The following is a 12,671-nucleotide window of genomic DNA, read 5'->3' on the forward strand; positions in this document are numbered from 1 at the left end:
ATCGACAACTCGACCTCGATACGGTACGTGCGGTTGACCCATCCGGTCAAACCGGGGTCACCTGGGGCGCCGTTTGTGCACAGGCTGTGGACAACGACTTGAACCACTGGGCCTGCGCTGACTACCGTGGCCGAACTCGGGCATCTACCGCACACCCGACCCGACATCCTTCCCGCCCGTCCCAAGAACCACACCTTCGTGGGATTCCTCGGCACCACCAGCGACTGAGAGAGCGTGCACTGTGGCTGACGTATCCGCCGATCTTGCCGCAGTGTGGCCACGCGTACTCCAGAAGATCCTGGCGGAGAGCGAGGACCTCAAGCCGAAGGACGCGGAGTGGCTCAAACGCACCCAGCCGCTCGCCCTCGTCGCGGGCACCGCGGTGCTGTCCGCTCCGAACGAGTTCGCCAAGAGTGTCCTCGAGGGGCGCCTGCTGCCCCTGATCACCGAAGTCCTGAGCGCACAGTTCGGGCACCCCGTCGGCATCGCCATCGCGGTCGCGTCCGGCAGCGACCAGGACGGTCCGGCGCCGGCCCAGCAGGAGCCGGTCCAGGAGCCCTCCCCGTACGGACAGCACCGGCGGGAGTACGACGAGTCCTACGACCGCCCGCAGGCCGAGCGCCCGTCCCATGACGACGGCCCCCGGATGCGTCGCGCCTACCCCGACCATCCGTCCGGGCGCCCCGGCGCCGACGAGTGGCCCCCCCGGCCCGCCGCCGACGACCCCTGGCAGCAGCCGCGGCTCGGCGGCTTCCAGGAACGCGACGGCTATCAGGGCGAGCGGGACCGCTACTCGACGGACCGCGACCGCGAGTCCTACGCTCCGGCGCCGCAGAGCGGCTACCGCTCCCCCCCGCCGGAGCGCGACCGGCACGACCCGGGCCGCCACGACTCGGGCCACCACCGCGACCAGGGCCGCCACGACCAGGCGCCCCCCGGCCGCGGCGGCCAGGGCAACCCCCCGAACGAGCCGACGGCCCGCCTGAACCCCAAGTACCTCTTCGACACCTTCGTCATCGGCTCGTCGAACCGGTTCGCGCACGCCGCGGCCGTGGCGGTCGCCGAGGCGCCGGCCAAGGCGTACAACCCGCTCTTCATCTACGGGGAGTCCGGGCTCGGCAAGACCCATCTCCTGCACGCCATCGGGCACTACGCGCGCAGCCTCTACCCCGGCACCCGGGTGCGGTACGTGAGCTCGGAGGAGTTCACCAACGAGTTCATCAACTCCATCCGCGACGGCAAGGGCGACACCTTCCGCAAGCGGTACCGCGAGATGGACATCCTGCTGGTCGACGACATTCAGTTCCTCGCGAGCAAGGAGTCGACGCAGGAGGAGTTCTTCCACACCTTCAACACCCTGCACAACGCGAACAAGCAGATCGTGCTCTCCTCCGACCGGCCGCCCAAGCAGCTGGTCACGCTGGAGGACCGGCTGCGCAACCGCTTCGAGTGGGGTCTGATCACGGACGTCCAGCCGCCCGAGCTGGAGACCCGGATCGCGATCCTGCGCAAGAAAGCGGTGCAGGAGCAGCTCAACGCCCCGCCCGAGGTGCTGGAGTTCATCGCCTCGCGCATCTCGCGGAACATCCGCGAGCTGGAGGGCGCGCTGATCCGCGTCACCGCGTTCGCGAGCCTGAACCGGCAGCCGGTCGACCTGCAGCTGACGGAGATCGTCCTCAAGGACCTGATCCCGGGCGGCGAGGACTCGGTGCCGGACATCACCGGGCCCGCGATCATGGCGGAGACCGCGGCGTACTTCGGCCTCGCCGTGGACGACCTGTGCGGATCCTCGCGCAGCCGGGTGCTGGTCACCGCCCGTCAGATCGCCATGTACCTGTGCCGCGAGCTGACGGACCTGTCGTTGCCGAAGATCGGCGCGCTGTTCGGCGGCCGCGACCACACGACGGTGATGCACGCGGACCGGAAGATCCGGGCGCTGATGGCCGAGCGGCGGTCCATCTACAACCAGGTGACCGAACTGACGAACCGCATCAAGAGCTGACGGTCCGCAGTCCCCGAACCGGCCCCGAACCGGCCCTGGAGCGACGCTGAACCGCCCTGAGCCGCCCTGAGCCGCCCTGAGCCAGTCGTGAATCCAGCCCTGAATCCGGTCCGAACGACGTCGAAAACACCGAGCGCCCCGAGAGTCGAACTCCCGGGGCGCTTCTTTTTGTTCGAATCCCGAGCCCTGACCGGGGCTTCTCCACAGGTGGGGCCCGAAACGGCCGTCCACACCCTGGGGACTGGGAAGTTGTCCCAACTCCCTCCACAGGCACGCCCGCTGCATACTCATCAGGCGAGGTCAGCAGCGTGTGGATTTGTGGGAAACCATTGTCCACACCCTGTGGACAAAAATTGTGGGCAACGGACGGTCCGGCAGTTGTCCACCGCCCGCCCACAGGCTGGAGAGGGTTGTGCACAGCTTCTCCACACGTTTGTCCACTGTTCGGCAACAAAATGGTGTCTGTCCCCGGGGAGAGTGAACCGCGTCACACCAGGGGGGTGGATTGGGCTGGGGAGAACCCGGGTATTTCTGGGGACAGTGCTGGGGAGAAGTGGGGGTCCCCTGTGTATGCGGTGTGCACAACTTCTGGCCGTCCACAGAAGCGGGTGGTTATGCACCGGCCCCGCCCACAGGCGCGGTGGATAAAAAACGTGCCCTGACCTGCGCAGGAACCACTTATCCACGGTATCCACAACACCTATTACTACGACTACACATAGATAACGGGGAAACTGCTCGGAAGCATGGGGTGTGCACAACTCGGGCCGGAGCCGCCCGACACCTCCGTGCCCGGCTTGACCTCAACCCGCACCGACTGTCTGCGCCGGCTGTCAGACTGTTCACCGACAGCCAGCAACAAGCAGGAGGCGGTTCCGGTGAAGATCCGGGTGGAGCGCGACGTACTTGCCGAGGCAGTGGCTTGGGCAGCCCGCAGCCTTCCGGCCCGTCCCCCGGTGCCGGTCCTCGCCGGGCTGCTGCTGAAGGCGGAGGAGGGCAGGCTCAGCCTCTCCGGCTTCGACTACGAGGTCTCGGCCCGGGTCGCGGTCGACGCCGAGGTCGAGGAGGACGGCACGGTCCTCGTCTCCGGCCGGCTGCTCGCCGACATCACGCGGGCACTTCCCAACAGGCCTGTGGAGATCTCCACCGAGGGCTCCCGGGTCACCGTGGTCTGCGGCAGCTCGCGATTCACCCTGCACACCCTGCCTGTGGAGGAGTACCCGGCGCTGCCCGCGATGCCGGTCGCGTCCGGCACGGTGCCCGGTGAGGTCTTCGCCGCCGCGGCCGCCCAGGTGGCCATCGCCGCCGGCCGCGACGACACCCTGCCGGTACTGACCGGCGTGCGGATCGAGATCGAGGGCGACACCGTCACCCTCGCCGCCACCGACCGCTACCGCTTCGCGGTCCGCGAGTTCATGTGGAAGCCCGAGCAGGCGGACATCTCCGCGGTCGCCCTGGTGCCCGCCAAGACTCTGCTGGACACCGCCAAGTCCCTGACCAGCGGAGACACCGTCTCCATCGCGCTGGCGGGCTCCGGCGCCGGTGAGGGCCTGATCGGTTTCGAGGGCGCCGGCCGCCGCACCACCACCCGGTTGCTCGAAGGCGACCTGCCGAAGTACCGCACGCTCTTCCCGACCGAGTTCGCCTCGGTCGCCGTCATCGAGACCGCGCCCTTCGTCGAGGCGGTCAAGCGTGTCGCGCTGGTCGCCGAGCGGAACACCCCGGTGCGGCTGAGTTTCGAGCAGGGCGTCCTCACCCTGGAAGCCGGCTCCAGCGACGACGCACAGGCTGTGGAGCGCGTCGACTCCAAGCTCGACGGCGACGACATCTCGATCGCCTTCAACCCGACGTTCCTGCTGGACGGGCTCAGCGCGATCGACTCGCCGGTCGCCCAGCTCTCCTTCACCACGTCCACCAAGCCCGCGCTGCTCAGCGGCCGCCCGGCCGTGGACGCGGAGGCGGACGACGCCTACAAGTACCTGATCATGCCGGTGCGCCTCTCCGGCTGACCGCCGGGCGTCTCCGGCTGCGCCGGTCGCGCGGGGCCGTCGTAGGCTCGGTCTAGGTCAGGCACGCTTCGAACGAAGGATCTGCGATGGAGCTCGGTCTCATCGGTCTCGGCAAGATGGGCGGCAACATGCGCGAGCGCATCCGCCGCGCGGGCCACACCGTCATCGGCTACGACCGGAACCCGGACGTAGCCGATGTCCACAGCCTCAAGGAGCTTGTGGACAGCCTCAAGGGTCCGCGGGTCGTGTGGGTGATGGTCCCGTCCGGCGCTGCCACCCAGTCGACCATCGACGAGCTCGGCGGCCTGCTCTCCCCCGGTGACATCGTCGTGGACGGCGGGAACTCCCGCTGGACCGACGACGAGAAGCACGGCGAGGAGCTGAAGGCCAAGGGCATCGGCTTCGTCGACTGCGGCGTCTCCGGCGGCGTCTGGGGCCTGGAGAACGGCTACGCGCTGATGTACGGCGGCTCCGCGGAGGACGTCGCCAAGGTGCAGCCGGTCTTCGACGCGCTCAAGCCGGAGGGCGAGTTCGGCTCGGTCCACGCGGGCAAGATCGGCGCCGGCCACTTCGCCAAGATGGTCCACAACGGCATCGAGTACGCCATGATGCAGGCCTATGCCGAGGGCTGGGAGCTGCTGGAGGCGGTGGACTCGGTCACCGACGTCCGCGAGGTCTTCCGCTCCTGGCAGGAGGGCACCGTCATCCGCTCCTGGCTGCTCGACCTGGCGGTCAACGCGCTGGACGACGACGAGCACCTGGAGAAGCTGCGCGGCTTCGCGCAGGACTCGGGCGAGGGCCGCTGGACGGTGGAGGCCGCGATCGACAACGCGGTGCCGCTGCCGGCGATCACCGCGTCGCTGTTCGCCCGTTTCGCGTCCCGTCAGGACGACTCCCCGCAGATGAAGATGATCGCCGCGCTGCGCAACCAGTTCGGCGGCCACGCGGTCGAGAACAAGAAGTAGTCATCACCGGGGAGGCCGGCGCACAGCCATGCACGTAGCGCACCTGTCGCTAGCCGACTTCCGCTCCTACGCCCGGGTCGAGGTACCGCTCGACCCGGGCGTCACCGCTTTCGTGGGCCCCAACGGGCAGGGCAAGACCAACCTCGTCGAGGCGGTCGGGTACCTGGCCACGCTGGGCAGCCACCGGGTGGCCTCCGACGCGCCGCTGGTGCGCTCGGGGGCGGAGCGTGCGGTGGTCAGGGCCCAGGTGGTGCAGGGCGACCGCCAGCAGCTCGTCGAGCTGGAGATCAATCCGGGCCGGGCGAACCGGGCCAGGATCAACCGTTCGAACCAGGTCCGGCCGCGCGACGTACTGGGAATCCTGCGGTCCGTGCTGTTCGCCCCCGAGGACCTCGCCCTGGTGAAGGGCGACCCCGGTGAGCGCCGCCGTTTCCTCGACGAGCTGCTCACCACCCGCACCCCCCGCCTGGCGGGTACCCGATCGGACTACGAGCGGGTGCTGAAACAGCGCAACACGCTGCTGAAGAGCGCGGCGATGGCCCGCAGGCACGGCGGCAAGGGCGGCGACCTGTCGACCCTGGACGTCTGGGACCAGCACCTGGCGGGTGTCGGCGCGGAGCTGCTCGCGCAGCGGCTGGACCTGACGGCCGCGCTGCAGCCGCTGGCGGACAAGGCGTACGAGCAGCTGGCTCCCGGGGGCGGCCCCGTCGCCCTGGAGTACCGCAGTTCGATCGGCGAACGGCTCGCCGGAGCGAGCGGCCGCGAAGAGCTGTCCGGGCTGCTGCTGGAGGCGCTGGGCGAGTCCCGCAAGCAGGAGATCGAACGGGGTGTGACGCTCGTCGGTCCGCACCGGGACGACCTGCTGCTGAATCTGGGCCGGCTGCCGGCGAAGGGGTACGCGAGCCACGGCGAGTCCTGGTCGTACGCGCTGGCGCTGCGCCTGGCGTCGTACGAGCTGTTGAGCGCGGACGGCAGGGAGCCGGTGCTGATCCTGGACGACGTCTTCGCGGAGCTCGACGCCAAGCGCCGCCGTCGGCTGGCCGAGCTGGTGGCGCCGGGCGAGCAGGTGCTGGTCACGGCGGCTGTGGAGGACGATGTGCCGGATCTGCTGGCCGGGGCGCGGTTCGCCGTCGAGCAGGGCGCCGCGGAGCGTGTGTCATGAGCGGGCAGCTGCCGGGCGGCCGGGGGGCGGGAAAGCCGGCCGCCTCGAAAACGTCGGGAGCGGTGCCGACCTCCCGGTCGTCGGACGCGTTGCCCGCCCCGGGGACCACAGGTGCGGGCGCCGCGGCGCCGGGGGACGGCCTGTCGGGCGTCGACCTGGCGCGGGTCGCGCTGCGCGCGGCCAAGGAGCAGGCGCGGGCGCGGGGTGCCGCGACGCAGCAGAAGAAGCAGGCGCGCCGCGGAGGCCTGCGCAGTGGTGCGCGCGCCGACGGCCGCGATCCGCTGCCGCTGGGTGCCGCGATCAGCCGGTTGATCACCGAGCGCGGCTGGGAGGCGCCGGCCGCGGTGGGCGGTGTCATGGGCCGCTGGCCGCAGATCGTGGGCGAGGACGTGGCGCAGCACTGCGAGCCGGCCAAGTACGACGAGGAGGAGTGCGTCCTGACGGTGCAGTGCGACTCCACGGCGTGGGCGACGCAGCTGCGGCTGCTGGCTCCGACGCTGGTGGCGCGGCTGAACAGCGATCTGGGCCACGGCACGGTGAAGTTGATCAAGGTGTTGGGGCCGATGGGGCCGCCGCGTACGTACGGCCGGCTGCGTGCGCCGGGCAGCAAGGGCCCGGGCGACACATACGGGTGAGGACCCTGCGTCTGCTGAGACCCTGCTCACCGTAATCGAGGGTTGACAGCCAGAAGCCCTGGACGCCTGTGTGAGCCGTTTCTGGCCCTGGTCCACGTGTAGGGAGTCGGGCGAGTGTGGTTCAGGTCGGCACGTGGGAACTCAGGTACCGCCAAAGCCCCATTCATGTCGGCGCTACCGGTAGACTGATACGTAAGCCGCCCAGTCGCGGTACATGTCGAACGACGCAGCCGATCCCGCTCGGCGGGAGACGGCTCGTGCTGTGCCAGAAAGGGCGCTTCGTGGCCGATTCCGGCAACCCCAACGAGAACTCCAGTCCGGTCTACGACGGCAGCGCGATCACCGTGCTCGAGGGCCTCGACGCGGTCCGTAAGCGTCCGGGCATGTACATCGGCTCCACCGGTGAGCGCGGCCTGCACCACCTGGTGCAAGAGGTGGTCGACAACTCGGTCGACGAGGCCCTCGCCGGGCACGCGGACACCATCGACGTGACGATCCTGGCCGACGGCGGCGTGCGCTGCGTCGACAACGGCCGCGGCATCCCCGTGGACATCGTCGCGTCCGAGGGCAAGCCCGCCATCGAGGTCGTCATGACCGTGCTGCACGCGGGCGGCAAGTTCGGCGGCGGCGGCTACGCCGTCTCCGGCGGTCTGCACGGCGTCGGCGTCTCGGTCGTCAACGCGCTGTCGACGAAGGTCACCGTCGAGGTCCACCGTGACGGTTTCCGCTGGACGCAGGACTACAAGCTGGGTGTTCCGACCGCTCCGCTGGCGAAGAACGAGGCGTCGTCCACCACCGGCACCACGGTGACGTTCTGGGCCGACCCGGACATCTTCGAGACCACCGAGTACTCCTTCGAGACGCTGTCGCGGCGGCTGCAGGAGATGGCCTTCCTCAACAAGGGCCTGACGATCACGCTGACCGACGAGCGCGAGTCGGCGAAGGCCACCGTCGGCGCCGAGGTGGTCGAGGAGGCGGAGGACGCCCCCCAGGTGCGCTCGGTGAAGTACTACTACCCGGGCGGCATCGTCGACTTCGTGAATCACCTCAACTCCCGCAAGGGCGAGCTGATTCACCCGACCGTGATCGACATCGAGGCGGAGGACAAGGAGCGGCTGCTCTCCGTCGAGGTCGCGATGCAGTGGAACACCCAGTACACCGAAGGTGTCTACAGCTTCGCGAACACGATCCACACCCATGAGGGCGGTACGCACGAGGAGGGCTTCCGTGCGGCGCTCACCGGGCTGGTGAACCGCTACGCGCGCGAGAAGAAGTTCCTCCGCGAGAAGGACGACAACCTCGCCGGCGAGGACATCCGCGAGGGTCTGACGGCGATCATCTCCGTCAAACTGGGCGAGCCCCAGTTCGAGGGCCAGACGAAGACCAAGCTGGGCAACACCGAGGCGAAGACCTTCGTGCAGAAGGCCGTGCACGAGCACCTCACGGACTGGCTGGACCGCAACCCGAACGAGGCCGCGGACATCATCCGCAAGTCGATCAACGCGGCCACCGCGCGGGTCGCGGCCCGCAAGGCGCGCGACCTGACCCGTCGCAAGGGGCTGCTGGAGAGCGCCTCGCTGCCGGGCAAGCTGAGCGACTGCCAGTCGAACGACCCGACGAAGTGCGAGATCTTCATCGTCGAGGGTGACTCGGCCGGTGGTTCCGCGAAGTCGGGCCGCAACCCGCAGTACCAGGCGATCCTCCCGATCCGCGGCAAGATCCTGAACGTCGAGAAGGCGCGGATCGACAAGATCCTGCAGAACACCGAGGTCCAGGCGCTGATCTCGGCGTTCGGCACCGGTGTGCACGAGGACTTCGACATCGCGAAGCTCCGCTATCACAAGATCATCTTGATGGCGGACGCCGACGTCGACGGACAGCACATCAACACCCTGCTGCTGACCTTCCTCTTCCGCTTCATGCGCCCGCTGGTCGAGGCCGGCCACGTCTACCTGTCCCGCCCGCCGCTCTACAAGATCAAGTGGAGCCGGGACGACTTCGGGTACGCGTACTCCGACCGCGAGCGCGACGCGATGATGGAGATCGGCCGCCAGCAGGGCAAGCGGGTCCGGGAAGACGCGATCCAGCGCTTCAAGGGCCTCGGCGAGATGAACGCCGAGGAGCTGCGGATCACCACCATGGACATCGACCACCGCGTGCTGGGCCAGGTCACCCTGGACGACGCCGCGCAGGCCGACGACCTGTTCTCGGTGCTGATGGGTGAGGACGTCGAGGCGCGGCGCTCGTTCATCCAGCGCAACGCCAAGGACGTCCGCTTCCTCGACATCTGAGTCGGCCCCACCGCCGCCGCCCGAAAGGACTTTGACCAGCAATGGCCGACGAGAATCCCCCTGTGACGCCCGACGACGAGGCGGCCGTGGCCGCCGAAGCCGAGACCTCCACCGTGCGCATCGAGCCGGTGGGCCTCGAAACGGAGATGCAGCGCAGCTATCTCGACTACGCGATGTCCGTCATCGTGTCGCGTGCGCTGCCCGACGTCCGTGACGGCCTCAAGCCGGTGCACCGCCGGGTGCTGTACGCGATGTACGACGGCGGCTACCGGCCCGAGAAGGGCTTCTACAAGTGCGCCCGCGTCGTCGGTGACGTCATGGGTACGTACCACCCGCACGGCGACTCCTCGATCTACGACGCCCTGGTCCGCCTCGCCCAGCACTGGTCGATGCGGATGCCGCTCGTGGACTCCAACGGCAACTTCGGTTCCCCGGGCAACGACCCGGCCGCCGCCATGCGGTACACCGAGTGCAAGATGATGCCGCTGTCGATGGAGATGGTCCGCGACATTGACGAGGACACCGTCAATTTCCAGGACAACTACGACGGCCGCAACCAGGAGCCGACGGTCCTTCCGGCGCGCTTCCCGAACCTGCTGGTCAACGGCTCGGCGGGGATCGCGGTCGGCATGGCCACCAACATCCCGCCGCACAACCTCCGCGAGGTCGCGGCGGGCGCGCAGTGGTACCTGGAGAACCCCGAGGCCTCGCACGAGGAGCTGCTGGACGCCCTCCTGGAGCGGATCAAGGGCCCGGACTTCCCGACCGGCGCGCTGGTCGTGGGCCGCAGCGGCATCGAGGACGCGTACCGCACGGGCCGCGGCTCGATCACGATGCGCGCGATCGTCAACGTCGAGGAGATCCAGAACCGCCAGTGCCTGGTGGTCACGGAGCTTCCGTACCAGGTGAACCCGGACAACCTCGCGCAGAAGATCGCCGACCTGGTGAAGGACGGCAAGGTCGCCGGCATCGCCGACGTCCGCGACGAGACGAGCTCGCGCACCGGGCAGCGCCTGGTCGTGGTGCTCAAGCGCGACGCGGTCGCCAAGGTCGTGCTGAACAACCTGTACAAGCACACCGACCTGCAGACCAACTTCGGCGCGAACATGCTGGCGCTGGTCGACGGGGTGCCGCGCACCCTGTCGATCGACGCGTTCATCCGGCACTGGGTGACGCACCAGGTCGAGGTCATCGTCCGCCGTACGCGCTTCCGGCTGCGCAAGGCCGAGGAGCGGGCGCACATCCTGCGCGGCCTGCTCAAGGCGCTGGACGCGATCGACGAGGTCATCGCGCTGATCCGGCGCAGCAACACGGTCGAGATCGCCCGCGAGGGCCTGATGGGCCTGCTGTCGATCGACGAGATCCAGGCGAACGCGATCCTGGAGATGCAGCTGCGGCGCCTCGCGGCCCTGGAGCGGCAGAAGATCGTCGCGGAGCACGACGAGCTGCAGGCCAAGATCAACGAGTACAACGCGATCCTGGCCTCGCCCGAGCGGCAGCGGCAGATCATCAGCGAGGAGCTGGCGGTCATCGTCGACAAGTTCGGCGACGACCGGCGCAGCAAGCTGATCCCCTTCGACGGTGACATGTCCATCGAGGACCTGATCGCCGAAGAGGACATCGTCGTCACGATCACGCACGGCGGCTACGTCAAGCGCACCAAGACCGAGGACTACCGGTCGCAGAAGCGCGGCGGCAAGGGCGTGCGGGGCGCGAAGCTGAAGCAGGACGACCTCGTCGACCACTTCTTCGTCTCCACCACGCACCACTGGCTGCTCTTCTTCACCAACAAGGGCCGGGTCTACCGGGCGAAGGCGTACGAGCTGCCGGACGCCGGGCGCGACGCCCGCGGCCAGCACGTCGCCAACCTGCTGGCGTTCCAGCCGGACGAGAAGATCGCCCAGATCCTGGCGATCCGGGACTACTCGGCCGTGCCGTACCTGGTGCTCGCCACCAGGGCGGGGCTGGTCAAGAAGACCGCGCTCAAGGACTACGACTCCCCGCGGGCCGGCGGCGTCATCGCCATCAACCTGCGCGAGGCCGAGGACGGCTCCGACGACGAGCTGATCGGCGCCGAGCTGGTGTCGGCGGAGGACGACCTGCTGCTGGTGAGCCGCAAGGCGCAGTGCATCCGGTTCACCGCCACGGACGACGCGCTGCGGCCGATGGGCCGTGCGACGTCGGGCGTGAAGGGCATGAGTTTCCGAGAGGGCGACGAACTGCTCTCGATGAATGTGGTCAGGCCGGGTACGTTCGTCTTCACCGCCACGGACGGCGGGTACGCCAAGCGCACCAAGGTGGACGAATACCGCGTCCAGGGGCGTGGCGGACTCGGCATCAAGGCGGCGAAGATCGTCGAGGACCGCGGTTCCCTCGTCGGGGCGCTGGTGGTCGAGGAGACGGATGAGATCCTCGCCATCACCCTCAGCGGCGGAGTGATTCGTACGCGGGTCAACGAAGTCAGGGAGACGGGCCGTGACACCATGGGCGTCCAACTGATCAACCTCGGCAAGCGGGATGCCGTAGTGGGCATCGCGCGCAACGCCGAGGCAGGTGCGGAGGCCGACGAGGTCGACGCCGAAGAGGCCGAGGGCGACGAGCCCGTGGCCGCTGAAATCGAGGAGTAACCGTGAGTGGAGTCACGGGCGCCGCTGCCGGCGGGACGACAGGTCCGGACCGGCCGCAGGCGGCCACCCAGGCCGGTGCCGGCGGCGATGCCCCTGGCTCCCCCACGAGCAACGGCCCGCAGCAGGGGGGATCCACCGTGACCGACACCCGTCCGCCGCATCGCGCGGGCCCGCTTCAAACCTATGGCGCGGGGGTTCCGGGCGCACCGGAGCAGCCGCCGCACCAGCCCGCGCAGGCCTATCAGCCGCCGCCGGCCGCCCAGGGGGCCGGTGCGGGGGCGCCGGCCGCCGCGGGAGTCCGCAGGCCGCGTCCTGCCGCCCGTACCGTGCCGCGGACGCGCAAGGGCGCGGCTGCGGGTGGCCAGGGCCGACCCGTGGTCGGTGATGAAGGTCAGCTTCCTGCTCTCCATCGCGCTGGGCGTGTGCACGATCGTGGCGGTGGCGGTGCTGTGGATGGTGCTGGACGCGATCGGCGTCTTCAGCACGGTCGGCAGCACGATCAGCGACGCGACGACGGCGGAGGGCGGCAGCAGCGGCGGTTTCGACCTGGTGTCCTTCCTGTCGCTCTCCCGCGTCCTGGTCATCACCACGGTCATCGCGGTGATCGACGTGGTCCTCGCGACCGCGCTGGCCACCCTCGGCGCCTTCATCTACAACATGTCCGCGGGCTTCGTCGGCGGCGTCGAGCTGACGCTCGCGGAGGACGAGTAACCGGGCGCCGGATACCGATTTTGGGACATGGCCTGTGGTGCGCTAATCTTTCGTTGCAGCGCGGGCCTATAGCTCAGACGGTTAGAGCGCTTCCCTGATAAGGAAGAGGCCACAGGTTCAAGTCCTGTTAGGCCCACCGCGTTGAACGGCCCGTACGGATCCTGATCCGTACGGGCCGTTTGCTGTTTCCGTGGGTTTCGGGCTCGGCGGGAGGCTGCCGGCGGGTGCCACCGGGTGCGGAAATCGGAGCGGGTGCAGGTCACCGTTCG

7 protein-coding genes, 1 tRNA gene and 1 pseudogene are annotated in these 12,671 nt (G+C 69.0%); all 9 read left to right on the plus strand.

Annotated elements, in window-relative coordinates; genetic code table 11:
• Nucleotides 1-241 precede the first annotated feature (241 nt).
• The 9 genes and pseudogenes from dnaA (at nucleotide 242) to M2266_RS18145 (ending at nucleotide 12,538) form a co-directional block, all read left to right on the plus strand.
• The gene (gene dnaA, locus M2266_RS18105) at nucleotides 242-2,002 is read left to right on the plus strand and encodes a chromosomal replication initiator protein DnaA (RefSeq protein ID WP_277439124.1); all 1,761 of its coding nucleotides are present in this window, start codon (nucleotides 242-244) and stop codon (nucleotides 2,000-2,002) included.
• Between the two features lie 878 nt (nucleotides 2,003-2,880).
• Nucleotides 2,881-4,011, plus strand: a complete 1,131-nt coding sequence (gene dnaN / locus M2266_RS18110; protein WP_138351178.1) for a DNA polymerase III subunit beta — start codon at nucleotides 2,881-2,883, stop codon at nucleotides 4,009-4,011.
• 86 nt (nucleotides 4,012-4,097) lie between these two features.
• A complete protein-coding gene (gene gnd / locus M2266_RS18115) occupies nucleotides 4,098-4,976 on the plus strand; it encodes a phosphogluconate dehydrogenase (NAD(+)-dependent, decarboxylating) (RefSeq protein ID WP_277439125.1) in 879 nt (292 codons plus the stop codon).
• Between the two features lie 28 nt (nucleotides 4,977-5,004).
• Nucleotides 5,005-6,138 (plus strand): DNA replication/repair protein RecF, encoded by a 1,134-nt coding sequence (recF, locus tag M2266_RS18120; protein ID WP_277439126.1) that lies wholly within the window; start codon nucleotides 5,005-5,007, stop codon nucleotides 6,136-6,138.
• A complete protein-coding gene (locus tag M2266_RS18125) occupies nucleotides 6,135-6,773 on the plus strand; it encodes a DciA family protein (protein WP_277439127.1) in 639 nt (212 codons plus the stop codon). Before recF ends, M2266_RS18125 begins: the two co-directional genes overlap by 4 nt.
• Nucleotides 6,774-7,030: 257 nt before the next feature.
• The gene (gene gyrB, locus M2266_RS18130) at nucleotides 7,031-9,064 is read left to right on the plus strand and encodes a DNA topoisomerase (ATP-hydrolyzing) subunit B (RefSeq protein ID WP_277439128.1); all 2,034 of its coding nucleotides are present in this window, start codon (nucleotides 7,031-7,033) and stop codon (nucleotides 9,062-9,064) included.
• Between the two features lie 41 nt (nucleotides 9,065-9,105).
• Nucleotides 9,106-11,691, plus strand: coding sequence for a DNA gyrase subunit A (gyrA, locus tag M2266_RS18135; RefSeq protein ID WP_277439129.1), 2,586 nt, complete (start codon nucleotides 9,106-9,108; stop codon nucleotides 11,689-11,691).
• Nucleotides 11,692-11,693: 2 nt separating this feature from the next.
• Nucleotides 11,694-12,402, plus strand: a pseudogene (locus M2266_RS18140) (DUF3566 domain-containing protein).
• Between the two features lie 62 nt (nucleotides 12,403-12,464).
• Nucleotides 12,465-12,538, plus strand: a tRNA-Ile gene (locus M2266_RS18145).
• Nucleotides 12,539-12,671: the final 133 nt, after the last annotated feature.

Source organism: Streptomyces sp. SPB162 (assembly GCF_029504575.1).
Lineage (GTDB): Bacteria > Actinomycetota > Actinomycetes > Streptomycetales > Streptomycetaceae > Actinacidiphila.